The following is a 23,789-nucleotide window of genomic DNA, read 5'->3' as shown; positions in this document are numbered from 1 at the left end:
CATGGCGCAGAAACTCATCGTGATCGGGGCGGGCATGGCCTCTGGCCGGATGCTGGAACACCTCATCGACGCGGCCCCCGATGCCTACGACATCACCCTCTTCAACGCCGAGCCGCGCGGCAACTACAACCGCCTGATGCTCTCGCCGGTGCTGGCCGGCGAAAAGACCTATGCCGAGATCGTCACCCATGACGATGCCTGGTACGCGGCGCGCGGCGTCACCTGCCGCTTCGGCGAGAAGGTACTGAGGGTCGACACCGCGGCGAGGATAGTGACCGGCGAGCAGGGCGCCCTGCCCTACGACAAGCTGGTCATCGCCACCGGCTCGAGCCCGTTCATCATCCCCCTGCCCGGCCACGACCTGCAGGGGGTGATCCCCTACCGCGACCTCGAGGACACCGAGGCGATGATGGCCCTCGGCGCGGGCAAGCGCGCGGTGATCATCGGCGGCGGTCTGCTGGGGCTCGAAGCCGCCGCCGGCATGGCCGCGCGCGGCACCGAGGTCGACGTGGTGCACATCATGGGCCACCTCATGGAGCGCCAGCTCGACGAGGCGGCGGGCTACCTGCTGCGCCGCTCGCTGACGCAGAAGGGCATCCGCGTCCACTGCAAGGCCAACTCCAAGCAGATCCTCTCGGACGGCAAGGGCCATGTCCGCGCGCTGCAACTGGACGACGGCACCGAGCTGCCCTGCGACCTGCTGGTCATGGCGGTCGGCATCCGCCCGAGCACCGCGCTCGGCAAGGCGGCGGGACTCGAGGTGAACCGCGGCATCGTGGTGAATGACCAGATGGTCACCTCGGACCCCGACGTGCTGGCGCTTGGCGAATGCGTCGAACACGCCGGGGCGATCTTCGGCCTCGTCGCACCGCTCTACGATCAGGCCAAGGTGCTGGCGCAGACCCTGCTCGGACAAAAGGCCACCTTCGTGCAGAAGGAGCTCGCCACCAAGCTCAAGGTCACCGGCTGCGATCTCTTCTCGGCGGGCGATTTCGCCGAGGGCGAGGGCCGCGAGGACATCGTCTTCCGCGACCCGGCGCGCGGCGTCTACAAGCGGCTGATCCTCGAGGGCAACCGCCTCATCGGCGCGGTGCTCTACGGCGACACCGGCGACGGCGCGTGGTTCCACGGCCTCATCAAGGACGCCACCGACGTCGGGGAGATGCGCGAGACGCTGATCTTCGGCCCGGCCTACCAGGGGGGGCCCGCCGCGGACCCTATGGCGGCCGTTGCAGCCTTACCGCGTGACGCGGAGATCTGTGGCTGCAACGGCGTCTGCAAGGGACAGATCGAAGACGCAATCAATGCCGGTGCCGGGGATCTCGGCGCCGTGCGGGCAAGGACCAAGGCCAGCGCCTCCTGCGGCACCTGCACCGGACTGGTCGAGCAGATCCTCGGCGCGACGCTGGGTGATGCCTTCGTGCTGCCGACCGCGCAGCCGATCTGCGGCTGCACCGACCTCAGCCACGAGGACCTGCGCCGCCTGATCAAATCGCAGGAGCTGAAGTCGCAGGAGGCCGTCTGGCAGGAGCTCGGCTGGACCAGCCGCAACGGCTGCCATGTCTGCCGCCCGGCGGTGAACTTCTACCTGCTCGCCGACTGGCCGCTCGACTACGTGGACGACCCGCAGAGCCGCTTCGTCAACGAGCGCAACCACGCCAACATCCAGAAGGACGGCACCTATTCCGTGATGCCCCGCATGTGGGGCGGCATGACCACCCCGCAGGAGCTGATGGCGATCGCCCGGGCGGCCGAGACTTACGGCGCCACGGTCAAGGTCACCGGCGGCCAGCGCATCGACCTCCTGGGCGTCCGCAAGGAAGACCTGCCGGCGATCTGGGCCGACCTGAACGCGGCCGGCATGGTCTCGGGCCACGCCTACAGCAAGGGTCTGCGCACGGTGAAGACCTGCGTCGGCAGCGAATGGTGCCGCTTTGGCACGCAGGACAGCACCGGGCTCGGCATCGCGCTCGAGCGGCGGCTCTGGGGCTCGTGGACCCCGCACAAGGTCAAGCTCGGCGTCTCGGGCTGCCCGCGCAACTGCGCCGAGGCCACCTGCAAGGACGTCGGCATCGTCTGCGTCGACTCGGGGTTCCAGATCGGCGTCGCCGGCGCGGCCGGGATGGACGTGAAAGAAACCGAGCGGCTGGTCGACGTGCGGACCGAGGAAGAGGCGATCGACTGGACCGTCGCCTTCATCCAGCTCTACCGCGAGCACGCGAAATATCTCGACCGGCCCTACAAGTGGGTCGCCAAGGTCGGGCTCGACTGGGTGAAGGAGACCCTCGCCGACGCCGCCGAGCGGCAGGCTTTGGTCGAACGCTTCGATCTCTTCCAGTCCGTTTACCAAAAGGACCCCTGGGCCGAGCGGGCCAAGCCGGAGGCGGCGCGCCGCTTCCATCCGCTCGCCGATCTCACGCTGGAGGCCGCGGAATGAGCTGGATCGACATCGGACATATCGACGACATCCCCCTGCGCGGGGCGCGGCTGGTGAAGACGCCGGTGGGCTGCGTCGCGATCTTCCGCACCGCCGAGGCCGAGGTCTTCGCCGCCTCCAACGCCTGCCCGCACAAGGCCGGGCCGCTGTCGGAGGGCATCGTGCACGGCGGGAAGGTCACCTGCCCGCTGCACAACTGGGTGTTCGACCTCAATACCGGCGAGGCGCAGGGTGCCGACGAGGGCCGCATCGCCACCTACCCGGTGCGGCTCGACGCGGGCCGCATCCTGCTCGACGGCCATGCCGTTGGAAAGAGGAGTGCCGCGTGATGGACGGATCGGGCCTGCCTGAAATCCGCTCGACCTGCGCCTATTGCGGGGTCGGCTGCGGCGTGCTGCTGCGCCCCGACGGGGCGGGCGGGCTCGACGTGCGCGGCGATCCCGCGCACCCGGCCAACAAGGGGCGGCTCTGCTCCAAGGGCTCGCAGCTGGGCGAGACGCTGGGCCTCGCGGGGCGGCTCCTGACCCCGCGTGTCAACGGAATCGAGACGGGTTGGGACGCCGCGCTCGATCTCGTTGCCCTGCGCTTCCGCGAGACCATCGCCGAGCACGGGCCGGACAGCGTCGCCTTCTACGTCTCCGGCCAGATGCTGACCGAGGACTATTACGTCGCCAACAAGCTGATGAAGGGTTTCATCGGCTCGGCCAACATCGACACGAATTCTCGGCTCTGCATGGCCTCGACCGTGGCGGGCCACAAGCGCGCCTTCGGCACCGATACCGTGCCCGGCACTTACGAGGACCTCGACGAGGCCGACCTCGTGGTGCTGGTGGGCAGCAACCTCGCCTGGTGCCACCCGGTGCTCTACCAGCGCGTCGTCGCGGCCAAGAAGGCGCGCCCGAAGATGAAGGTCGTCGTCATCGACCCGCGCCGCACCGCCACCTGCGACATCGCCGACCTGCACCTGCCGCTGAAGCCGGGCACCGACGTGGCGCTGTTCAACGGGCTCCTGACCGAGATCGCCGTTCAGGGCGCGGTGGACGAGGGTTTCATGCCGCATGTCGAGGGGTTCGTGGAAACGTTGGAGGCCGCCTCTGACGACGATCCCTCCCGCACCGGGCTCTCCGGGGCGCAGCTGCGCGCCTTCTACGATCTCTTCGTGCGCACCGAGAAGGTGGTCACGGTGTTCAGCCAGGGGGTCAACCAGTCCTCCTCCGGCACCGACAAGGTCAATGCCATCCTCAACTGCCACCTCGCCACCGGCCGCATCGGGCAGCCGGGCATGGGCCCGCTCTCGGTCACCGGCCAGCCCAACGCCATGGGCGGGCGCGAGGTCGGCGGGCTGGCCAACATGCTCGCCTGCCATCTCGATATAGAGAATATTTCCCACCGCTCCGCCGTGCGCGAGTTCTGGTCGTCGCCGACCATCCCTGACAAGCCCGGGCTGAAGGCGGTGGACCTCTTCCAGGCGGTGGGCGAGGGCCGGATCAAGGCGCTCTGGGTGATCCACACCAACCCTGCCGTGACCATGCCCGATGCCGACCGCGTGCGCGACGCGATCAAGGACTGCCCCTTCGTCGTGGTCAGCGACATCACCGCCGCCACCGACACCGCGCGGCTTGCCCACGTGCTGCTGCCCGCCACCGCCTGGGGCGAGAAGGAGGGCACGGTCACCAATTCCGACCGGACAATTTCGCGCCAGCGCGCCGCGCTGCCCGCGCCGGGCGAGGCGATGCCGGACTGGGAAATCCTCTCGGAAGTGGGAAAGCGCATGGGCTGGCGGCAGGCCTTCGACTACGCCTCGCCCGCCGAGATCTTCCGCGAATACGCCGCGCTCTCGGGCATCGCGGGCGGCTTCGGCAAGGATTTCGACATCTCGGGCCACGCGGATCTTGCCGACGTCGACTACGCCGCGCTCGAGCCCTTCCGCTGGCCCTTTGCCGGGGCTCGCAGGGGCGGGCGGTTCTTCGGCGACGGCGCCTTCTTCACCGAGAGCGGCCGCGCCCGCATGGTGCCGGTGAAGTGGAAGGACTTCGCCAACCGGACCGCGCCGCGCTTCCCGTTCCGCTTCAACACCGGGCGCATCCGAGACCAGTGGCACACGATGACCCGCACGGCGCGCTCGCCGCGGCTCTCTGCCCACCTCGCCGAGCCCTTCCTCGAGATCCACCCCTCGGACGCGGCAGAGCTTGCCATTTCGCCTGCGAGCCTCGTCCGGGTCACCTCCACTCACGGAACGGCGCTGCTGCGGGCGCTGGTCACCGACAAGGTACAGAAGGGCGAGGTCTTCGCTCCGATGCACTGGACCGGTGAGACAGCGCCCGCGGCGCGGGTGGATGCCCTCGTGCCGCCGATCACCGACCCGATCTCGGGCCAGCCCGAGAGCAAGGGCGCGGTGGTCGCGCTCGCCCCCTTCGCGGCCAAGTGGTACGGCTTCGCGGTCTCCTGCACCGAGATGGCCCCCGAGAGCGACTACTGGGCGGTCGCCCGCACCGAGAGCGGCTGGCGGCTGGAGATGGCCGGCGCCGAGGCCCCCGCCGACTGGGAGGCCGCGGCGCGCCGGCTCTTCGGCCTGCCCCGCGCCGAGGCGCAGGTGGTCAGCGACCCGCGCCGCGGCTCGGTGCGCATCGCCTTCCATGCCGAGGGCCGGCTGCTCGCCGCGCTCTTCGTCTCGCCCGAGCCGGTGGCGGTGATGCGCAGCCATGTCGCGACGCTGCCCGGTGAGGCCGCGCCGCACGTGCTGACCGGCCGCGCTCCCGCCGACCAGCCCGATCCGGGCGCGGTGGTCTGCGCCTGCTTCAACGTGGGCGTGAACACCATCCTCGGCGCGATCGAGACGCAGGGGCTGATGAGCGTCGACGCCATCGGCGCGGCGCTGCAGGCCGGGACCAACTGCGGCTCCTGCCGCCCCGAGCTCGCCGCCCTTCTGGCCCGCGTGAAGACCCCCGCCCCCGAAGCCGCCGAATGAGGATCCCGAGATGAGCGTTCTTCCCAGCTTTCCGATCGCCGCGCCGGACGAGATGCCGGCGAAAGGGACCATCGCCCTCGTCGGTGCCGGGCCGGGAGCGGCGGACCTGCTGACCCTGCGCGCGGTGGCGCGGCTGCAGTCGGCCGATGTGATCTTCTACGACCGGCTGGTCGATCCCGGGGTGCTGGCGCTGGCCGGGCCGCGCGCCGAGTTGGTCTTCGTCGGCAAGGAAGTCGGCGCCCATGCTTGGCCGCAGGAACAGATCAACGCAGTGATCGTCGCCGCCGCGCTGCAGGGCCGCAACGTGGTCCGGCTGAAGTCCGGCGACCCGGGCATCTTCGGCCGCGCCGCCGAGGAACTGGAGGCCGCGCACATGCACGGCATCGAGACCGAGATCGTCCCGGGCGTGACCGCCGCCATGGCCGCCGCCGCCCGCGCCGGCATCCCGCTTACGACGCGCGGCGAGACCGAGGCGCTGGTTCTGGCCACCGGCCATGCCCGCGCCGGGGACCCGATGCCCGACTGTGCCCGCCATGCAAGGCCCGGCGTCACGCTGGCGCTCTACATGGCGGTGAGCCAGTCCGGGCGGATCACCCGCTCGCTGCTCGAGGCCGGGATGCCCGAGGATGCGCCGCTGACCATCGCGGTCGAGGTCTCGAAACCCGGCGAGCGGATCATCACCGGGCGGCTGGTGGACCTGCCGGAGCTGCTGGCGCGCCACGAGGTGACCGGCTGCGCGGCGATCATTGCGAGCTGGCCGAAGATGGCGGAAGGCGGGGTGACGAGGCGCGCGACCGCGACGGTCTCCGCCTGACCCGGGGGCCGGGACCCGCGGCGTTCGCTCAGAGCACCGAGATCAGCTTTGCCGCGCTTTCCACGCCGTCGAGGATCGGCTTGTTGAACCGCCCGCGCAGGTGCGCCGTCAGCTTCGCCATGCCGGCGCAGCCGAGGATCACGCAATCCACCCCGTCCCCGGCGATGGCGCGGGCGGTCTCGGCGGCCACCGCCTCGGTCGCCGCCTCGGGGTCCTCCTCGAGCGCCAGCACCGGCACCTCCGAGGCGCGCACCCTGGCCAGCAGGTGCTCGAAACCGTAGCCGACGATATTGCCCTCGAGCACCGGCACCGAGATCGAGAGCGTGGTCACAACGGAAAAGCTCCAGCCGCGCAGGGCGGCCATGTGATAGGCCGCCTGCCCGATGCCGATCACCGGCACCTTCGAGCGCGCCTGCGCCTCCTCGAGCGCGGTGTCGTCGAAACAGCCGATGATGATTCCCTGCATCCCCTCGGCATTGGCCCTGCCCACCAGTTCCAGCAGCGGCGGCGCCGCCTTCAGCCCGTCGGCATGGCCCTGGATCGCGGGCGGGCCACCGGCATTGGTCCAGCCCTCGATCTCGATGCCCGGCGCCGCGCTGCGCGCCACGGCGAGCATCGCCTCGGTCATCGCCTCGGTGCTGTTGGGGTTGATGATGACGTAGGCCATGCTCAGACCATGCCCTTGCCGGCGTCCGAGCCCTGCTTCGCCCGCCGCCGGTTCATCGACCAGACGGTGAGCAGGAAGACCCCGATGATGCCGAAGGAGAAGGCGGTGGTCAGCGTGCCGAGCGCAAAGATCACCGGCGTCGTGACGTTGGTGGTCATGCCGTAGATCTCGAGCGGCAGGGTGTTGTAGCTACCCGCGGTCAGCAACGTCCGGGCGAACTCGTCGTAGCTGAGGGTGAAGCCGAAGAGCGCGACGCCGATCAGCGAGGGCGCGATGATCGGCAGGATCACGTGCCGGACGATCTGCCAGTTGCTCGCGCCCTGATCGCGGGCCGCCTCCTCGTAGGACTTGTCGAAGCGGTTGAACACGGCGAACATGATCAGCAGGCCGAAGGGCAGCGTCCAGGTCAGCTGCGCGCCGAAGCCCGAGGTCGCCCAGTGGATCGGCAGCCCGGCCTGGCTGAAGATGAGGCCCACCCCCAGCGAGACGAGGATCGACGGGATCACCAGCGCGGTGATCACCAGGTAGAACAGCACCGCGTTGCCGGCGAAGCGCTTGCGGAAGGCGAGCCCGCCCATCACCGAGACGACGACGGTGGTGACCATCACCATCAGCCCCAGCGCGAAGCTGCGGCGGAAGCTGCCCCAGATGTCGCCCACCGCCTGCTGCTCGAAGAGGTCGTGGAACCAGTGCAGCGAGGCGCCGCGCATCGGGAAGGTGAGCCCGCCCTGCGGGCCCTGGAAGCTGAGGATGCCGATGGTGAAGGTCGGCCCGTAGAGGAACAGCAGGAACAGCACGAAGAAGGCACCGAGCACGTAGAAGGAGCGGGGGCGGGAATCCATGGATCAGAGCTCCTTGCGGATGTCGACGAAGCGCAGAAGGATGCCGATGACCATCAGCACGGTGATCAGCAGCACCACCGCCGTGGCCGAGGCCGAGGGGTATTGCAGCAGCGCGATATCGTTCTGGATGAGGCGGCCGACGTTGGCCGATTGCGAGCCTGACATGAATCGCACCGTAACGAAGTCGCCCATCACCAATGTGACGACGAAGATCGTGCCGATCATGATGCCGGGCTTGCAGAGCGGGATGATCACGTTGGTCAGCGTCTGGAAGCCGCTGGCGCCGCCGTCATAGGCCGCCTCGATCAGCGACTTGTCGATGCGCATCATGGTGTTGAAGATCGGCACCACCATGAACAGCGTGTAGAGGTGCACGAAGGCGAGGATCACCGAGAAATCGGAATAGAGCAGCCAGTCCACCGGCTCGTCGACGATGCCCGCCGAGATCAGCGCCGAGTTGGCCAGCCCGTTGCGCCCGAGGAAGGGGATCCACGAGATCATCCGGATGATGTTCGAGGTCCAGAACGGGATCGTGCAGAGCAGGAAGAGCGCGATCTGCCAGGTCTGGGTGCGCACGTGGAAGGCGAGGAAATAGGCGACGGTGAAGCCGATCACCAGGGTGAAGGCCCAGACGATCAGCGCGTATTTCATCGTGTTGCCGAACACCCGGTAGGTCACCGGAGAGCCGAAGAGGAACTCGTAGTTCTCCCAGCTGAAGGCCGGGACGATCGAGAATTCCGTCGCCTGCCAGAAGCTGACGACGACGATCATCGCGATGGGCAGGACGAGGAAGAAGATCAGGACGAGGGTCAGGGGCGATGCCAGCAGCCAGCCGGTCAGGTGTCGGTTCGTTTCGCCAGCGCGCATGGGGCCTCCGGAAGGTGGGTCGTTCGGTGCGGGCGGGGCCCGCAGCGTGCCGCGCCCCGGGAAGAACCGGGGCGCGGCGGTCTTGGTCAGGACCAGCGGGCGCGGATCAGGCGGAGATGAACTCGTTCCACTTGCGGACCATGTACTGGTTCTCGTCCATGACAGCGTTCCAGCAGGCGACGGAGCCCATGCGCTCCTGGAAGGAGCCGCCGTCGCGCTTCTCGCCGGCCTTCGCCATGGCGTCGCCGAACGGGTTGGTGATGGTGTCGGTGGCTTCCTTGCCCTCGAACCAGTAGCCCCACTCGTTCTCGGTCATGAAGTTCTTCGAGGTTTCCGGGACCGCCGAGTAGTAGCCCTGGCGCATCAGGAAGCCGCCGACCCAGCCGTCGAGGTACCAGTTGATGTACTCGTAGGCCGCGTCGAGCTCGAGACCCGAGAGGTTCTTCGACAGGCCGATGCCGCCGCCCCACGAGCGGTAGCCTTCCTTGAGCGGCTGGTAGACGCAGTCGATGCCGCGCGACTTCACCGCGGTGATCGCGGGCGACCACATCGACTGGATCACCACCTCGCCCGAGGCCATCAGGTTGACGCTCTCGTCGAAGGTCTTCCAGAACGAGCGGAACTGGCCGGCCTTCTTGGCCTCGGTGAAGATCGCCATGGTCTTGTCGATCTCTTCGCGGGTCATGTTGCCCTTGTCGCCATAGGCGATCTCGCCCATCGACTCGCAGACCATCGCGGCGTCCATGATGCCGATCGACGAGATGTCGAGGATCGAGGCCTTGCCTTTGAACTCGGGGTTCAGCAGCTCGGCCCAGGTCTCGATCGGACGGCCGATGAGGTCGGGGCGGATGCCCAGCGTGTCGGCGTTGTAGATCGTCGGGATGAGGGTCATCCAGTTGGTCTGTTCCGAGGCGAAGGTGGTGCCGTCCGGGCCGTCGGTGAAGCCCACGGTGTGCGGCGCGGTGCCCTGCGCGATGGTCGACTCGGGGGTCAGCTTGCCGTCCTTGAAGATGCCGACGATCTTGTCGTAGTTCTTGATCTTGCTGACATCCATCGCCTGCAGGTTGCCGGTCGGCCAGACCTTCTTGCAGATCCAGTACTCGATGTCGGCGATGTCGAAGCTGCCGGGCTGGGTGGCGGCGCGCTGGGTCACCGCGTCGGAATCGAGCGCGGTCATCTCGAGCGTGAAGCCGAGGTCTTCCTTCACCTTCTGCGCCACCTCGTTGAGGTTCGACACGCCGGTGCCGAACTGGCGCAGGGTCACGTCCTTGATGTTCTGCGCCCAGATCATCGGTGCCGGGAAGGCGCTTGCGGCGCCGGCCGCGGCGGCGCCCTTGAGGAGCGTCCGGCGGCTGAGGGTCGGTTTGGTCATTGTAGTCTCCCTGTCTTGTGTTTTGTGGTTTGTGGTCGTTGCAGATGCGTATTTGGAAAGAGAAGAAGCGGCAGGACCGCTCCTGCCTTCCCGTCAGGCCGAGAGCGGGTGCAGCGCCCGCTCGTCCCAGCTGAGCCCCACCCCGTCGCCCGGGGATTTCGGATCGGAGAAGAACTGCTCTTCCGGCACCCAGGCGGTGACGTCCTGGTCGCCCGCGGCGACCACGGTCACCGCGACGTGCGCGCCCTGGAATTCCACCGAGGTGACCCGCCCCTCGAGCCGCGCGCCGGCCTCGGGGCCGAGCCGCGTCAGGTCGTTGCGGATGGCGAAGCGGCCCTGCGGCAGCGCCAGCACGTTGTGCCCGCCCATGAAGCGGGCGACGAACTCGGTCTGCGGCGCGTTGAACACGTCGCGCGCGCTGCCGGCCTGCTCGATCACCGCGTTGTTCATCACCACGATCTCGTCGGCCAGCGCCAGCGCCTCGTCCTGGCCGTGGGTGACGTGCACGAAGGTGATGCCGAGCTCGCGCTGCAGGCGCTTCAGCTCGGAGCGCATGCGGATGCGCAGGAAGGGATCGAGCGCCGAGAGCGGCTCGTCGAGCAGCAGGATCTGCGGCTCGGTGATCAGCGCGCGGGCCAGCGCCACGCGCTGCTGCTGGCCGCCCGAGAGCTGCGAGGGCAGGCGCCCGGCGTATTTGGTCATGTCGACCAGCGCCAGCATCTCCATCGCCTTGGCGCGCCGGGTGGCGGCGTCGACGCCCTTCATCTTGAGGCTGAAGGCGACGTTGTCGGCGACGCTGAGGTGCGGGAAGAGCGCGTAGCTCTGGAACATCATCGCCGTGCCGCGCTTGGCGGGCGGCAGGTGCGAGATGTCGGCCCCGCCGAGCACGATCGAACCGTCGCTGACCGATTCGTGGCCGGCGATCATCCGCAGGGTCGAGGACTTGCCGCAGCCCGACGGGCCGAGCAGGCAGGCGTAGACCCCCGAGCCGAAGTGGTGGTTGATGCCGTCGACGGCAACGGTGTCGCCGTAGCGCTTGGTCAGGCCGACGAGTTCGAGATCGAGTCCTTGGCGCATGTGTTCCCCGCTGGTCCGGCCCTGCCCCGCGGCGTTGCGCGGATGCCTCTTGCTTCCCGATCCTGTGCCCCCTGCCCGCGAAAAACGAAGCGCGGCCGACGCTACGGCAGGAGAAATTCTGCGGCCCGCTCAAATTTTCACCAATATCGCCCGTCGATGTGCGCTTTTTGAGATCAGATTGTATACGATCCATTCAATCATCCCATGCGATCCCTTCGCAGCTTGTGCCCGGCCTCCCGCTCGGAAACAGTGACGCGAAAGGGAGACAGGCGTGAGCACAGGGTCTGGAAAACCGGCGTCCGAGCCGGGTCGCGGCAAGGGGTCGAAAGCGCGGGCGGTGGCCGACGCGCTGACGCTGGCCGTGCACGAGCACCGGCTGGCACCGGGGCTGAAGCTGAACGAGGACGAGGTCGGCGAGATCTTCGGCGTCGGCCGCACCATCGTGCGCTCGGCGCTGCAGATGCTGGCGCACGAGCAGCTGGTGACCATCGAGCCGAACCGCGGCGCCTTTGTTGCCGAGCCCTCGATCCGCGAGGCGCGCGAGGTCTTCGAGGCGCGCGCCCTGCTCGAGCCGCGCACCGCCCGCTCGGCCGCCGAGCGCATGACGCCCGAGGCCGTGACCCGGCTGCGCGCCCACAACAAGGCCGAGCACGAGGCGCTCGACCGGGGCGACTACGGCACCGCGCTGCGGCTCTCGGGCGCGTTCCACATCGAGATCGCGCGCATCGCCGACCAGTCCACCATCGCCGAGTTCATCACCCAGCTGATCGCGAGATCCTCGCTGGTCATCGCTCTTTACTGGCGCAGACCCAAGGCAATGTGCGAAACTCATGCGCACGAGGCGCTGCTGAACGCCCTGGAGCGGGGCGACGGTGCCACGGCGGAGGAGATGATGAAGGGCCACCTGCTCGACCTGCTGTCTTCGCTCGACCTGCGCGAGGCGCCGCCTCCGCCGCAGACCCTGCGCGACGCGCTGCGGCCATGATGCTGCGGACCATGACCCGGGCCGACCTGGGCCGGGCGCTCGACTGGGCAGCCGCGGAAGGCTGGAACCCGGGGCTCGAGGATCTGGAGGTCTTTCACGCCACCGATCCGAACGGATTCTTCTGCGCCGAGCTCGGCGGGAACATGGCGGCGGCGATCTCGGTGGTGAACCATTCCGAGAGCCTCGCCTTCTTGGGGCTCTACCTCTGCGCCCCGGCCTACCGCGGGCAGGGCATCGCCCACGCGCTGTGGTTGCACGCGCTGAAACATGCCGGCGAGCGGACCGTCGGGCTCGACGGCGTGCCGGCGCAGCAGGAGAATTACCGCAAGTCGGGCTTCGTGCTGGCCGGGCAGACCAAGCGCTTCGCCGGCCCGCTGCGCCCCGGGCACGGCAAGGGGGTGACCTCGGCCGCGGCGGCGGACCACCCGCTGCTGATGGAGATGGAGCGCCGCGCCTGCGGCTATGCCAAGCCCGCCTTCTGCGCGGCCTGGCTCGAGCCCGAACAGACCCGCTTCACGCTGGTGCACCGGGTCAACGGCGCGGTGAACGGCTTCCTGACGCTCCGTCGCTGCCGCGACGGCTGGAAGATCGGCCCGCTCTGCGCGCCGGACCTCGACGTTGCGAAGGCGCTGCTCGAGGCGGCGGCGCAGCACAGCGGCGACGCGCAGGTGATGATCGACCTGCCGGCGGAGTCGGCGGCGCTCGCGGGACATTGCCTCAAGATGGGGATGGAGCCGATGTTCCACACCGCGCGCATGTACCGCGGCCCGGCGCCGCTGCCCGGCCCCGGGCTGCACGCGGTCGCGACGCTGGAACTGGGCTGAGTTGCGGCTGACGCGGTGCCTTTGCGGGTGTCCCTCCGCCACCTGAGCGGCGGCGCCGCGCGGGTGGAGGGGGCGGGATTTGCGTATTTGGAAAGAGAAGAAGGGCGGGCGCGGTTAGGGAGGTGCGGCGCGCCTCAGGTCTTCTCGAGCTCGCTTTCCAGCTTCAGCACCCGGCCGCCGTCGTCCTGCTCGATCAGGAAGGCCGGGGCGGCGGCCGAGCCGTTGCGGGTGATCTCGTGCCCCTTGATGCGGCGCGAGACCTTCCTGTCGAACCGCTCGGTGATCCTGCCGGTGGCGACCCCGTCGCCCCAGTTCCATCGCACCGTCTCTCCGACCTGAAACCTGCTCATCGCGTCTTCTCCCTTGGCTGGGAGGAAAACCCGTGGCGCGGCAGGATGTTCCGCGCCTATTCGCCGGGCGTGGTGGCGGTGGCGGCGTCGGGCTCGGCGGGAACCGCGTCGGCCTCCGGGGTGTCCGGGGTCCCAGCCTCGGCGCCGGCGGGCTTCTCGCTCTCCTGCACCGGCGTGTCGGTGGTCAGCACGCCGTTCACCCAGTCGCCGGTGCTCTCTTCGCCGGTGGCATAGCGCATGGTGCCCTCGCCCTGGCGCTTGCCGTCCTTGAAATGGCCCTCGTAGACGTCGCCGTTGGCATAGGTCGCGACGCCCTCGCCCTCGATCTCGCCATTCGCCCAGGCACCCTCGTAGCGGAAGCCGTCGGGCATGGTGATCGTGCCCTGGCCGTGGCGCTGCCCGTCGCGGAAGGCGCCGGTGTAGACCGTGCCGTCGGGATAGGTCGCGACCCCCTCGCCATGGCGCTGGCCATCCTTCCAGTCGCCCTCGTAGCGGTAGCCGTCGGGGTAGGTCATGGTGCCCTTGCCGTCGTTGCGGGCGTTCCTGAAGGTCCCCTCGTAGACGAGGCCGTTGGCGTAGCGCGCCACGCCCTCGCCCTCGATCACCCCTTCGACCCAGGCGCCTTCGTAGGTCGAGCCGTCGGGATAGGTGATCTTGCCCGCGCCATTCGCGAGATCGCCGAGGAAGGCGCCCTCGTAGACCGAACCGTCGGGATAGGTGACCTTGCCCAGACCCTCGATCTGGCCGGAGACCCAGTCGCCCTCGTAGCGATAGCCGTCCTCGCCGATGAAGGCGCCGATGCCCTGGCGCTGGTCATTGTCGAAGGCGCCCTCGTAGACGTCGCCGTTGGCATAGGTGACCTTGCCCTGGCCCTCGCGGCGGCCGTCGACCAGTTCGCCCTCGTAGACGTCGCCGTTGGGCTGGGTGAGCTTGCCGATGCCGTCGATCTGGCCCTCGCGCCAGGTGCCCTCGTAGACCAGCCCGTCGGGCATGGTGAGCTTGCCCTGGCCGTCGCGCAGCCCGTTGGCCACCCGGCCCTCGAAGACCGAGCCGTCGGGATAGGCGATCTCGGCATTGCCCTGCTTCACGCCGTTGACCCAGTCGCCCTCGTAGCGGTAGCCGTTGGGGCCGGTCATCACGCCGCGCCCGTGGTGCAACGCGTTGCGGAAGGCACCCTCGTAGCGCATGCCGTTGGCGTATTGCATGACGCCCTTGCCGGTGATCTTGCCGTCGAGCCAGGAGCCCTCGTAGGTGCCGCCGTCGGCAAAGACGATGCGACCGACGCCCTCGGGCTTGCCCTTGGCGAACTGCCCCTCGTAGACCGAGCCGTTGGGGAAGCGCGCGACGCCCTCGCCGCGGATCTCGCCCTCGACCCATTGCCCGGTGTACTCGTAGCCGTTCGGCAGGCGGTAGGTGCCGGTGCCGTGCTGCAACCCGTTCTGGAAGGTGCCCTCGTAGACCCCGCCGTCGTCGTATTGCTTGGTCTGAACCTCGCCCCCCGCGACCTGCGCGAGCGCGGGATAGGTGAGCGCCGCCACCGCCGCCGCCGTAAGGATGGTTCTGCCTGAGAGCTTCATGCGCCTTCCCTGCCGGCCCCTGCCGGATGCCTGTTGTTCTGCGCCGATATTCGGCCCTTCTGCCGTCGCGAAACTAACCAACACCCCCTTGGCTGACAATCTCTTTTGCCCGTTCTTTCCCCTCGCCTCCTTCCCCTCCGGCGTGGTTCTGCTATGTGGGCACGCGGATGTGACCAAAAGGATGTGGCTCATGGCTGACCGTTTCCGCCTGACCATCGCGCAGCTGAACCCCACGGTGGGCGATCTTGCCGGCAATGCCGCCAAGGCCAAGGCCGCCTGGGAGGAGGGCCGCGAGGCCGGGGCGCAGCTCGTCGCCCTGCCCGAGATGTTCATCGCCGGCTACAACGCCCAGGACCTGCCGATGAAGCACGCCTTCACGCTGGACTGCATGGCGGTGGTGCGGAAACTTGCCGAGGACTGCGCCGACGGTCCCGCCCTCGGGATCGGCTGCCCGTGGATCGAGGGCACCGAGCTCTTCAACGCCTACCTGATCTGCCGCGGCGGACGCATCGTCACCGAGGTCTTCAAGCACCACCTGCCCAACTACGGGGTCTTCGACGAGGTCCGGGTCTTCGACAGCGGCGACATCGGCGGTCCCTACGCGGTGGGCAACGTCCGCATCGGCTCGCCGATCTGCGAGGACGCATGGTACGAGGACGTGGCCGAGACCCATGCCGAGACCGGCGCCGAGTTCCTGCTGGTGCCGAACGGCTCGCCCTATCGCCGCGGCAAGCACGACACCCGGCTCAACAAGATGGTGGCCCGCGTGATCGAGACCGGGTTGCCGCTGGTCTACCTCAACATGGTGGGCGGGCAGGACGACCAGATCTTCGACGGCGGCTCCTTCGTGCTGAACCCCGGCGGAGAGGCGGCGCTGCAGCTTCCCGTCTTCGAGGAGGAGATCGCGCAGGTCGACCTTATCCGCACCCCCGAGGGCTGGCGCGCCGAGGACGGGCGCTTCGTGCAGCACCCGAGCGACATGGAGCAGGACTACCACGCCATGGTGCTGGCCCTGCGCGACTATTGCCGCAAGACCGGCTTCGGCAAGGTGCTGCTCGGCATGTCGGGCGGCATCGACTCGGCGCTGGTCGCGACCATCGCCACCGATGCGCTCGGCGCCGGGAACGTGCGCTGCGTGATGCTGCCGTCGGAATACACCTCCGAGCATTCGCTCGAGGACGCCAAGGCCTGCGCCACGAACCTCGGCTGCCACTACGATTTCGTGCCGATCTCCGAGGGCCGCACTGCCATCACCAACACGCTGGCGCCGCTCTTCGAGGGGCGGAAGGCCGACCTGACCGAGGAGAACATCCAGTCGCGCCTGCGCGGGCTGCTGCTGATGGCGCTCAGCAACAAGTTCGGCGAGATGCTCCTGACCACCGGCAACAAGTCCGAGGTGGCGGTGGGCTATGCCACGATCTACGGCGACATGGCGGGCGGCTACAATCCGATCAAGGATCTCTACAAGACCCGGGTCTTCGCCATCTGCCGCTGGCGCAACGAGAACGCGCGGCCGTGGATGATGGGCCCCGCGGGCGAGGTGATCCCCGAGCGGATCATCACCAAGCCGCCCTCGGCAGAGCTGCGCCCCGACCAGAAGGACAGCGACAGCCTGCCCGACTACCCGGTGCTGGACGCGATCCTCGAGATTCTCGTCGACCGCGACGGCTCGATCGCCGACTGCGTCGCGGCGGGCTACGACCGGGCCGATGCCAAGAAGGTCGAGCACCTGCTCTACATCTCGGAATACAAGCGCTTCCAGTCCGCCCCCGGCGCGCGGCTCTCGCAGAAGGCGTTCTGGCTCGACCGGCGCTACCCGATCGCCAACCGCTGGCGCGACAACGGGTGAGCGCGATGCGGCCGCGGATCCTCTTCGTCGTGCAGCGGTTCCACACGAACCTCTGGGAAGCCACGCGCGCGCTGAACGAGGCCGGGGTCGACGTGGCGGTCTGGGGCGCCGGGCACGGCAGGACCGAGGATCACAGCATCGTCGCGCCGAAGCTCTTTCCCGAGGATGTCGCGCCCGCCGAGCTGCGCGCCGCCTGGGAGGCGCTGAAGCCCGACCTCGTGATCCTGCGCAACGTCGCCCCGCACCGCCGCGCCGTTGCCCGGCTGGCCCGCGCCAGCGGCACACCGATGTGGTTCTACGACCTCAACCCCTACCACTGGCGCGAGCCGCTGAAGCGCAAGCTGACCCGCCGCTTCCACGGCCTGCCGCTGCGCCGCGTGACGCCGGTGCTGGGGCTCGACACCTCGGTCCCGCCGGACCGCGGCGCACGCTACATCCCCTGGCCGGTGGTCGCCGCGCCCGAGGCCCCGGCCCGCAGCGGCGAGGGGCCGGTGACCGTGCTCTGCGTCGCCAAGCTCTACAACCCGCGCAAGAACCATGGCCTCGTGATCGAGGCGCTGCGCGCGGCGGGCCGTGCGGGCAAGGTGCGGCTGATGCTCGTCGGCACCACGGGCGATCCGCAGAAGCACGCCGCGCAGATCGCCGCGCTGCAGGCGGAAGCGGCGGCCGAGCCCTGGCTCGACCTGCGCGCCAACGTGCCCTTCATGGAGATGCCGGGGCTCTACGCGCAGGCGGACATCTGCATCCTGCCCTCGGTGCGCGAGCCGCTCGGCTTCGCCCCGGTGGAATCCATGGCCCATGGCTGCGTTCCGGTGATCTCGACCGACGCGGGTTCGGCGGGCTACGTGCGGCACGGCGAGAACGGCCTGCATGTCGATGTCGAGCGCCCCGGCGCGGTCGAGGAGGCGCTGACCCGGCTGATCGAGGACCTGGCCCTGCGCCAGCGCCTCGGCGGCGCCGCGAAGGAGACCGCGCAGGGAGAGCTGGGGGCCGAGCGCTTCGTCGCCCGGATGCGCGACCTGATGCGCGAGAGCGGCGTCAGGGGCTGAGCCCGGTCACTCCCACCAGCGGTCGATGCTGGCGATGTCGTCATCGGACCAGCCGAAATGGTGGGCGAACTCGTGCACCGTCACGTGGGTGACCAGCTCTTCGAGAGTCACGTCGTCGCGCTCGCGCCATTCCTGCAGGATCGGCTCGCGGAACAGCCAGACCGTGTCGGGATAGGGCGATGGCCAGCTCGAGGACTTCTCGGTCATCGGGATGCCCTCGTAGAGCCCGGTGAGTTCGAGCGGGTCGTCGATCTCCATCTCGTCGAGGATCGCGTCCGGCGGCCAGTCCTCGACGCGCAGCACCACCTCGGCGGCGGCGGCGCGGAAGGGCGGAGGCAGGGCATCGACCGCGGCGCGGGCCATGGTCTCGAAGGCGGCGAGATCGGGATCTTTCATGCGCCAGATATGGCCTGCGTCCGCGCGGCGGAAAAGGGGGCAGCACGCCGCGGCGGGCGAATTGAGGCGGCCCGTCCCCGCGACGCCGTGTCCCATCCCCCGCCCCGCCCGGTGGCGTAGAAGCCTGCGAAACCGGCGTGGCCGGAGTCCCCTCACAGACCCCGCAAATGACGCGAAGACAGGTCGCTTTCGGGCCATTGCGTCGCAAATGGCACAGAACTTCGCCGCCGCCGCCCTTAGCTGCGCGCTTCGCCCAAGGAGAATTGCCCATGATCACCGTCCACAGCATCCCCGAAGCCTTTTCCGAGGCGGAATGCACGCGCCTCGTCGAGATCGCGCGCAATGCCGAGGCCTCGGATGCGCGGCTCGTCGGGCAGCAGCGCGCGCACGACCTGCGCCGGGCGGACCTCGTCTGGCTCGATGACGTCGAGGGCACCGGCTGGGTGATGGACCGGATCATCGACCTCGTGCGTGAGGCCAACCGCAGCGCCTATGACTTCGCGCTCGACGCCTTCGACGAAAGCGCCCAGGTCGCCCGCTACGGCGCCGAGCGCGAGGGGCATTTCGACTGGCATTCGGACATCGGCGAGGGCCGGCTCGCCTCGCGGCGCAAGCTGACCATGGTGGTGCAGCTGTCGGAGCCCACCGCCTACGACGGCGGCGCGCTGGAAGTGATGCCGTCCAACCACGTGATCACCGCCGAGAAGGCGCGCGGCACGGCGACGCTCTTCCCCTCCTACATGCTGCACCGGGTCACCCCGGTCACCGGCGGCGAGCGGCATTCGCTGACCATCTGGGCGCACGGTCCGGCCTTCCGCTGAGCCTGTGCGACCAAGACAAGGGCGGCGCGGCCCACCGGACCGCGCCGCCTTTTCCTTTGCCCCGCCGTCTCAGCTCATCAGCAACTGGTAGCTGTGCGGCAGGTAGCGGAACCCGTCCTCCTCGGCGATGACGTAGCCGATCGCCGGGAACGGCATGTGGTAGCCGATGAAGGGCGTGCCGTCCTCGGCCAGCGTGCCGAGGATCTTGCGCCGCGACGAGGCGGCGAGCTCCTTGTCCATGTCGAAGCGCACCTCCCAGTCGGGCTTGCCCAGCGACCAGACGTAGTGGTTCGCAAGATCGGCGGTGAGCATCATCTTCTTCCCGCCGCTCTCGAGCATGAAGCACATGTGCCCCGGCGTGTGCCCCGGGGCGAGCACCGCGGTGATCCCCGGCGCCACCTCGCCGCCGTTGCTGAGGAAGGCGAACTCCGCCTCGAGCGGGCGCACCTTGTCCTCGAAGGTCTCGTTGCCGGCGGCGGTCCAGTGGTCCCATTCCGCCTGCCCGGTCAGCAGCGCGGCATTGGCGAAGGTCGGCGTGCCGCCGTCCGAGAGGCCGCCGATATGGTCGCCGTGCATGTGGGTGATCACCACGTGGCTGACGTCTTCCGCCGTGTAGCCCGCCGCCTCGACCGCCGCCACGATCCCCGCCGGGTCGAGCCCGGTGTCGAAGAGGATCAGCGCGCTGCCGGTGTTGACCAGCGTCGGGGTGAAGAAGAACTGCGCCTTGTCGGTGGGAATGTGCGCGGCCTCCGACACCTCGGCGAATTCCTCGGGGCTGACGTTCATCCCGAAGGTGCCCTGCGGGTCCGGCACGGTGCGCGTGCCCGCCATCATCGCGGTGACCTCGAACTCGCCGAGCGGCACGCGGTAGACGCGCGGCACCTGCGGCCCCTGCGCCGCCTGCGCGCGGGCGGGGGCGGCCCCGCCGAGCCCGGCGGCAAGCGGAAGCGCCGCGGCGCAGGTCAGCGCCGTGCGGCGGGTGATCTTGTCCTTTTGCATTGTCGTCGTCCTCTCCTGCTGTTCTGCGCGAAAGCATAGCTCCCCAGCGTCAACAGGCCATAACACCGAATTCTGCGCCTCATCACATCCGCGTATTTGCGCGGCGTTAAACGGAATCGGGATAGCCCGGTGTCCGCGATCATGACCAGTGAAGGAGCCGTGGATGATCCCGGACGCATCTAACCCCTGCTGGCGCCGCGTTCTGACCTCCGAGGCGGAACTGTCGGGCGCCGTGCTTGCCACGAAGATCCTCGTCACCCGGCTGCGGCGCGAGGTGAGGTCGAAGCCTGCGGACATGACCGGCAAGATCGCCGAGCTGCGCGGCTACTTCGAGAAGAACGCCTTCGCCACCAAGGACATCGCCCTCTTCTGACAGGGCAGGCCACGGAAAGGAAAGCCGATGAAGAACACCCTGATGACCCCGGCGCAGGCTGCAGAGCGCATCGCGGCGGGCGCGACGCTCGTCATCGCCGGTGCGGAAGAGGCGCTGACGGCATTGCCGCGCGGCCGCTGGATCGGCGGCACCTCGGTCTATTTCATGACCGAGGACGGCGGCCACGTGGACCGCGAGAACCTCTTCGTCACCGAGATCGAGGCAGCCGAGGATGCCCGCCCCGTGCTCTACGAGGGCGAGGACCTGCCGAGCCTGACCATGGGCCGCTACGAGGACGGGCTCTCGGTCATCCTGATCCCCGCCTTCAGCAAGGCGCACGAGGCCTATGCGATCGGCGCGGCGGAATTCCCCGGCCTCTTCGACCAGCCGGTGATGGGCTGGGTCACCGGGGTGCATCTCGACGACCTCGCGACGCGCAAGCCCAAGGTCTTCGACGGCAGCCGCGGCACCGCCTACGACGAGGGCGCGCTGGTGCTGCACGTGAAGCTGCCCGCCGACCGGATCGCCAATGTCGAGATCCTCAACCTCTTCGAGCAGGACACCGGCGGGGCCGAGATCAGCTTTGCCGCCACCGGCTTCTCGGCGCGCCGCGCCATGGTCGACGGCGCGGAGGTGGATTTCGCCGAGTGGGTGCAGGCGCAGGGCATCGACACGCGCCTGCCGCTGGTGGCCAATTACGCCGGCGCGATGATCAACGTCTCGTTCCAGTCGGTCGGGGCCGAGGGGGTCGCCTTCTACGCGCCGGTGATCGAGGGCGTGTCCTACCGCATCGCTCACAGCCCCGGCGACTATGCCACGATCTTCGCACAGCGCGCGCAGGGGGACGGCGCGCAGGAGCTCTCGTGCAACTGCATCCTCAACTTCCTCTACGGCGAGCTGGAAGAAAAACGCACCGGCAGCTTCACCGGCCCTGTCACTTTCGGCGAGATCGCCTACATACTTCTCAACCAGACAATGGTGCGGCTGCAGCTGCATCGTCTGGAACACGCCGCGGTCGCCTGACCCGGCCTCTCCGTCTCCCCCGGCCATCTCTCTCTGGTCGGGGGAAAGGAGCGCCCCTGAAGGGCCGAACCACCTAGTGATGCCAAGCGTTGTCCCGCCGGTGCGGCGCTAGACCGCGATCTCGCTCGCGCCGCACTGGGCCAGCAGGTCCTGCACCATCGCCCGCGTGCAGAGCCGCGTGCCCGGCGTGGTCACCGTCGCGCTGGCCGCCGCCGCGCCGAGCGCCAGCGCCTCGGGCGCGCTCAGCCCCCCGGAAATGCCGAAGGCATAGGCGCCGACGAAACTGTCACCCGCGCCGACCGCCGACAGCACCGTGACCTTGGCGGCGTTCACCTGCCAGAGCCCCTCCGGCCCCGCCATCACCGACCCGTCCGGGCCGCGGGCGAGGATCACCCGCTCGGCCGCGCCGCGCGACACCAACTCCGCGGCGAACCGCGCCGAGTCGGCGCGGGTCATCAGCGGACGCCCGGCAAGCTCCTCGGCCTCGAGGCTGTCCATGCGCAGCACGGCGGGCGCGGGATCGGTGCCGCGCGCCAGAAGCTCGAGCACCGGCCCCGAGGTGTCGACGATCAGGCAGGCGCCGCGCCCCTGCAGCACCCGGGCAAGCCGCACCGGGAAATCGTCCGGCACCCCCGGCGGATGGCTTCCGCTCAGCACCACGATGCCGCCTTCGTGCACCGCGCTGGCGATCGAGGAGAGCGCGTCGAGCACGTCTTCCTCTTCCCAATCCGGGCCCGGCATGACGAAGCGGTACTGCTCGCCGCTGTGCCGGTCGTGGACCGCCATGCTCTCGCGCGTCTCGCCCGGCGCGCGCATCCGCACCAGCGGCAGGCCAAGCTCGACCAGCGCCGCCTCGAGCCGCATTCCCGTCGGCCCCCCAAGCGCCACGAAGGCCCGCGCCGGGCCGCCGAGCTCGGCCGCGACCCGCGCCACGTTGATGCCGCCGCCGCCCGGATCCGCGCTTGGCGCGGTGCAGCGCAGCTTCGGCCCGGCGACCACGCGATCGGCGGAGGTCGACAGATCGAGGGCGGGGTTGAGCGTGACGGTCAGGATGTCTCTCATGGGGCGGAGAATACACCGCTTCGGCACTCCGCCAAGGGTCCGCGAACTGGACAAATGCGCGCGCTTGTGAAATTGCCACCCGCGTATGCAGGAGGCTTCCATGACCACCACCCGTTTCGCACCGTCGCCCACCGGTCACATCCATGTGGGCAACCTCCGCACCGCGCTGTTCAACTACCTGATCGCGCGCAAGTCCGGCGGCACCTTCATCCTGCGCATCGATGACACCGATGCCGAGCGCAGCAAGGAAGAGTATGTCGACGGCATCAAGCGCGACCTCGAATGGCTCGGTCTGCACTGGGACAAGACGGAGCGACAGAGCGCGCGGCTGGACCGCTACCACGCCGCCGCCGACGAGCTGCGCGCCATGGGCCGTTTCTACGAAGCCTTCGAGACGCCGACCGAACTCGACCTCAAGCGCAAGAAGCTGCTCAACATGGGCAAGCCGCCGGTCTACGACCGCGCCGCGCTGGAGCTGTCCGAGGCCGAGAAGGACAAGCTGCGCGCCGAGCGCGGCAACGGCGTGTGGCGCTTCAAGCTGATCCAGGAACGCATCGACTGGCCCGACGGCATCCTCGGCCCGATCTCGATCGATGCGGCCTCGGTGTCGGACCCGGTGCTGATCCGCGGTGACGGGCAGATCCTCTACACGCTCGCCTCGGTCGTCGACGACATCGACATGGGCGTGACCAACATCGTGCGCGGCTCGGACCACGTGACCAACACCGCGACGCAGATCCAGATCATCGAGGCGCTCGGCGGCACCGCCCCCGGCTTCGCGCACCACTCGCTGCTCACCGGCCCGCAGGGCGAGTCGCTGTCGAAGCGCCTCGGCGTGCTGTCGATCCGCGACCTGCGCGAGGCGGGCGTCGAGCCCGAGGCGCTGCTGTCGCTGATGGCCCGGCTCGGCTCGAGCCAGCCGGTCGAACTGCGCCTGTCGCTGGAAGAGATCGCCGATGGCTTCGACCTCAGCCAGTTCGGCGCTGCCCCGACCAAGTTCGACGAGCAGGACCTCTACCCGCTGACCGCGCGCAAGCTGCACCAGCTGCCGCTGGCCGACGTGGCCGAGGAGCTGACCGCGCTCGGCGTGCCCGCCGGCAAGCAGGAGGCGTTCTGGAACGTCGCGCGCGAGAACATCGTCACCCGCAAGGACATCGCCGGCTGGTGGGAGCTGTTCCGCGACGGCGCCGAGCCGCTGATCGCCGACGAGGACCGCGCGTTCATCGCCGAGGCGATGGCACTGCTGCCCGAGGGCCCCTACACCCAGGCGACCTGGGGCGAGTGGACCCAGGCGGTGAAGGAGGCCACGGGCCGCAAGGGCAAGGGCCTCTTCATGCCGCTGCGCAAGGCCCTCACCGGGCTCGAGCGCGGGCCCGAGATGGCCGACGTGCTGCCGCTGCTCGAGAAGATCCCGGCAAAGGACCTGGCGAAGTAAGC

Annotated in this window: 22 protein-coding genes; 12 read left to right on the top strand and 10 right to left on the bottom strand. The window is 69.1% G+C overall.

The features are described 5' to 3' along the window. The first annotated feature begins 1 nt into the window (after position 1). Genes nirB through cobA form a run of 4 tightly spaced genes read left to right on the top strand, consistent with a single transcriptional unit; the run spans position 2 to position 6,219 of the window. Positions 2-2,437: a nitrite reductase large subunit NirB gene (gene nirB, locus PVT71_RS06325; protein WP_353473655.1), complete on the top strand. Its 2,436-nt coding sequence runs from the start codon at positions 2-4 to the stop codon at positions 2,435-2,437. After that, the gene (nirD, locus tag PVT71_RS06320) at positions 2,434-2,766 is read left to right on the top strand and encodes a nitrite reductase small subunit NirD (protein ID WP_353473654.1); all 333 of its coding nucleotides are present in this window, start codon (positions 2,434-2,436) and stop codon (positions 2,764-2,766) included. Before nirB ends, nirD begins: the two co-directional genes overlap by 4 nt. Then, entirely contained in the window at positions 2,766-5,405 is a 2,640-nt protein-coding gene (locus tag PVT71_RS06315) for a molybdopterin-dependent oxidoreductase (protein ID WP_353473653.1), read from the top strand. The genes nirD and PVT71_RS06315 overlap by 1 nt, the downstream gene beginning before the upstream one ends. A gap of 10 nt (positions 5,406-5,415) precedes the next feature. After that, positions 5,416-6,219: a uroporphyrinogen-III C-methyltransferase gene (gene cobA / locus PVT71_RS06310; RefSeq protein ID WP_353473652.1), complete on the top strand. Its 804-nt coding sequence runs from the start codon at positions 5,416-5,418 to the stop codon at positions 6,217-6,219. Between the two features lie 28 nt (positions 6,220-6,247). Here the strand turns inward: cobA and PVT71_RS06305 are convergent, their stop codons facing one another. The 5 genes from PVT71_RS06305 to PVT71_RS06285 form a co-directional block, all read right to left on the bottom strand. Continuing rightward, a complete protein-coding gene (locus PVT71_RS06305) occupies positions 6,248-6,886 on the bottom strand; it encodes an aspartate/glutamate racemase family protein (protein WP_353473650.1) in 639 nt (212 codons plus the stop codon). 2 nt (positions 6,887-6,888) lie between these two features. Then, entirely contained in the window at positions 6,889-7,728 is an 840-nt protein-coding gene (locus PVT71_RS06300; protein WP_353473649.1) for an ABC transporter permease, read from the bottom strand. 3 nt (positions 7,729-7,731) lie between these two features. Beyond that, positions 7,732-8,595, bottom strand: a complete 864-nt coding sequence (locus PVT71_RS06295; RefSeq protein ID WP_353473648.1) for an ABC transporter permease — start codon at positions 8,593-8,595, stop codon at positions 7,732-7,734. 106 nt (positions 8,596-8,701) lie between these two features. Continuing rightward, complete coding sequence (locus PVT71_RS06290; protein ID WP_353473647.1) at positions 8,702-9,967, bottom strand: extracellular solute-binding protein; 1,266 nt, start codon at positions 9,965-9,967, stop codon at positions 8,702-8,704. A 93-nt stretch (positions 9,968-10,060) separates the two neighbouring features. Beyond that, positions 10,061-11,044 (bottom strand): ABC transporter ATP-binding protein, encoded by a 984-nt coding sequence (locus PVT71_RS06285; protein ID WP_353473646.1) that lies wholly within the window; start codon positions 11,042-11,044, stop codon positions 10,061-10,063. Between the two features lie 337 nt (positions 11,045-11,381). On the opposite strand from PVT71_RS06285, the gene PVT71_RS06280 reads away from it, so the two are divergent. Both PVT71_RS06280 and PVT71_RS06275 read left to right on the top strand, forming a co-directional pair. Beyond that, a complete protein-coding gene (locus tag PVT71_RS06280; protein ID WP_353473844.1) occupies positions 11,382-12,029 on the top strand; it encodes a GntR family transcriptional regulator in 648 nt (215 codons plus the stop codon). Between the two features lie 11 nt (positions 12,030-12,040). Then, positions 12,041-12,853: a GNAT family N-acetyltransferase gene (locus tag PVT71_RS06275; RefSeq protein WP_353473645.1), complete on the top strand. Its 813-nt coding sequence runs from the start codon at positions 12,041-12,043 to the stop codon at positions 12,851-12,853. 134 nt (positions 12,854-12,987) lie between these two features. Here the strand turns inward: PVT71_RS06275 and PVT71_RS06270 are convergent, their stop codons facing one another. After that, entirely contained in the window at positions 12,988-13,203 is a 216-nt protein-coding gene (locus PVT71_RS06270; RefSeq protein WP_353473644.1) for a DUF2945 domain-containing protein, read from the bottom strand. Between the two features lie 56 nt (positions 13,204-13,259). Beyond that, the gene (locus PVT71_RS06265; protein ID WP_353473643.1) at positions 13,260-14,780 is read right to left on the bottom strand and encodes a 2-isopropylmalate synthase; all 1,521 of its coding nucleotides are present in this window, start codon (positions 14,778-14,780) and stop codon (positions 13,260-13,262) included. A gap of 190 nt (positions 14,781-14,970) precedes the next feature. Between PVT71_RS06265 and PVT71_RS06260 the strand changes: the two genes are divergently transcribed. Both PVT71_RS06260 and PVT71_RS06255 read left to right on the top strand, forming a co-directional pair. Continuing rightward, positions 14,971-16,629 carry an NAD+ synthase gene (locus PVT71_RS06260; RefSeq protein WP_353473642.1) on the top strand — a complete coding sequence of 553 codons (1,659 nt, stop codon included), beginning with the start codon at positions 14,971-14,973 and terminating at the stop codon, positions 16,627-16,629. 5 nt (positions 16,630-16,634) lie between these two features. Then, positions 16,635-17,678 carry a glycosyltransferase family 4 protein gene (locus PVT71_RS06255; protein ID WP_353473641.1) on the top strand — a complete coding sequence of 348 codons (1,044 nt, stop codon included), beginning with the start codon at positions 16,635-16,637 and terminating at the stop codon, positions 17,676-17,678. 6 nt (positions 17,679-17,684) lie between these two features. Here the strand turns inward: PVT71_RS06255 and PVT71_RS06250 are convergent, their stop codons facing one another. Beyond that, a complete protein-coding gene (locus PVT71_RS06250; RefSeq protein ID WP_353473640.1) occupies positions 17,685-18,074 on the bottom strand; it encodes a metallopeptidase family protein in 390 nt (129 codons plus the stop codon). A 269-nt stretch (positions 18,075-18,343) separates the two neighbouring features. On the opposite strand from PVT71_RS06250, the gene PVT71_RS06245 reads away from it, so the two are divergent. Further along, positions 18,344-18,895 (top strand): 2OG-Fe(II) oxygenase, encoded by a 552-nt coding sequence (locus PVT71_RS06245; RefSeq protein WP_353473639.1) that lies wholly within the window; start codon positions 18,344-18,346, stop codon positions 18,893-18,895. Positions 18,896-18,964: 69 nt separating this feature from the next. On the opposite strand, the gene PVT71_RS06240 is transcribed toward PVT71_RS06245, so the two are convergent. After that, on the bottom strand, positions 18,965-19,894 hold the full coding sequence (locus tag PVT71_RS06240; RefSeq protein ID WP_353473638.1) for an MBL fold metallo-hydrolase: 930 nt from the start codon (positions 19,892-19,894) through the stop codon (positions 18,965-18,967). 163 nt (positions 19,895-20,057) lie between these two features. On the opposite strand from PVT71_RS06240, the gene PVT71_RS06235 reads away from it, so the two are divergent. Beyond that, positions 20,058-20,267 carry a hypothetical protein gene (locus PVT71_RS06235; RefSeq protein ID WP_353473637.1) on the top strand — a complete coding sequence of 70 codons (210 nt, stop codon included), beginning with the start codon at positions 20,058-20,060 and terminating at the stop codon, positions 20,265-20,267. Between the two features lie 27 nt (positions 20,268-20,294). After that, entirely contained in the window at positions 20,295-21,290 is a 996-nt protein-coding gene (locus PVT71_RS06230; protein ID WP_353473636.1) for a hypothetical protein, read from the top strand. A 108-nt stretch (positions 21,291-21,398) separates the two neighbouring features. Here PVT71_RS06230 and PVT71_RS06225 read toward each other — a convergent pair whose 3' ends face one another. After that, positions 21,399-22,352 (bottom strand): 1-phosphofructokinase family hexose kinase, encoded by a 954-nt coding sequence (locus PVT71_RS06225; RefSeq protein WP_353473635.1) that lies wholly within the window; start codon positions 22,350-22,352, stop codon positions 21,399-21,401. A gap of 100 nt (positions 22,353-22,452) precedes the next feature. Between PVT71_RS06225 and gltX the strand changes: the two genes are divergently transcribed. Beyond that, positions 22,453-23,787 (top strand): glutamate--tRNA ligase, encoded by a 1,335-nt coding sequence (gltX, locus tag PVT71_RS06220; RefSeq protein WP_353473634.1) that lies wholly within the window; start codon positions 22,453-22,455, stop codon positions 23,785-23,787. The last annotated feature ends 2 nt before the right edge of the window (positions 23,788-23,789 follow it).

This window comes from Salipiger sp. H15 (assembly GCF_040409955.1).
GTDB lineage: Bacteria > Pseudomonadota > Alphaproteobacteria > Rhodobacterales > Rhodobacteraceae > Salipiger.
This window is presented reverse-complemented; position numbering and strand designations above follow the sequence as displayed.

Bases quoted from the DNA above. Each gene is read 5' to 3' on its own strand.
- nirB (WP_353473655.1), top strand. From the start codon at position 2: ATGGCGCAGAAACTCATCGTGATCGGGGCGGGCATGGCCTCTGGCCGG.
- nirD (WP_353473654.1), top strand. From the start codon at position 2,434: ATGAGCTGGATCGACATCGGACATATCGACGACATCCCCCTGCGCGGG.
- PVT71_RS06315 (WP_353473653.1), top strand. From the start codon at position 2,766: ATGGACGGATCGGGCCTGCCTGAAATCCGCTCGACCTGCGCCTATTGC.
- cobA (WP_353473652.1), top strand. From the start codon at position 5,416: ATGAGCGTTCTTCCCAGCTTTCCGATCGCCGCGCCGGACGAGATGCCG.
- PVT71_RS06305 (WP_353473650.1), bottom strand. From the start codon at position 6,886: ATGGCCTACGTCATCATCAACCCCAACAGCACCGAGGCGATGACCGAG.
- PVT71_RS06300 (WP_353473649.1), bottom strand. From the start codon at position 7,728: ATGGATTCCCGCCCCCGCTCCTTCTACGTGCTCGGTGCCTTCTTCGTG.
- PVT71_RS06295 (WP_353473648.1), bottom strand. From the start codon at position 8,595: ATGCGCGCTGGCGAAACGAACCGACACCTGACCGGCTGGCTGCTGGCA.
- PVT71_RS06290 (WP_353473647.1), bottom strand. From the start codon at position 9,967: ATGACCAAACCGACCCTCAGCCGCCGGACGCTCCTCAAGGGCGCCGCC.
- PVT71_RS06285 (WP_353473646.1), bottom strand. From the start codon at position 11,044: ATGCGCCAAGGACTCGATCTCGAACTCGTCGGCCTGACCAAGCGCTAC.
- PVT71_RS06275 (WP_353473645.1), top strand. From the start codon at position 12,041: ATGACCCGGGCCGACCTGGGCCGGGCGCTCGACTGGGCAGCCGCGGAA.
- PVT71_RS06270 (WP_353473644.1), bottom strand. From the start codon at position 13,203: ATGAGCAGGTTTCAGGTCGGAGAGACGGTGCGATGGAACTGGGGCGAC.
- PVT71_RS06265 (WP_353473643.1), bottom strand. From the start codon at position 14,780: ATGAAGCTCTCAGGCAGAACCATCCTTACGGCGGCGGCGGTGGCGGCG.
- PVT71_RS06260 (WP_353473642.1), top strand. From the start codon at position 14,971: ATGGCTGACCGTTTCCGCCTGACCATCGCGCAGCTGAACCCCACGGTG.
- PVT71_RS06255 (WP_353473641.1), top strand. From the start codon at position 16,635: ATGCGGCCGCGGATCCTCTTCGTCGTGCAGCGGTTCCACACGAACCTC.
- PVT71_RS06250 (WP_353473640.1), bottom strand. From the start codon at position 18,074: ATGAAAGATCCCGATCTCGCCGCCTTCGAGACCATGGCCCGCGCCGCG.
- PVT71_RS06245 (WP_353473639.1), top strand. From the start codon at position 18,344: ATGATCACCGTCCACAGCATCCCCGAAGCCTTTTCCGAGGCGGAATGC.
- PVT71_RS06240 (WP_353473638.1), bottom strand. From the start codon at position 19,894: ATGCAAAAGGACAAGATCACCCGCCGCACGGCGCTGACCTGCGCCGCG.
- PVT71_RS06235 (WP_353473637.1), top strand. From the start codon at position 20,058: ATGATCCCGGACGCATCTAACCCCTGCTGGCGCCGCGTTCTGACCTCC.
- PVT71_RS06230 (WP_353473636.1), top strand. From the start codon at position 20,295: ATGAAGAACACCCTGATGACCCCGGCGCAGGCTGCAGAGCGCATCGCG.
- PVT71_RS06225 (WP_353473635.1), bottom strand. From the start codon at position 22,352: ATGAGAGACATCCTGACCGTCACGCTCAACCCCGCCCTCGATCTGTCG.
- gltX (WP_353473634.1), top strand. From the start codon at position 22,453: ATGACCACCACCCGTTTCGCACCGTCGCCCACCGGTCACATCCATGTG.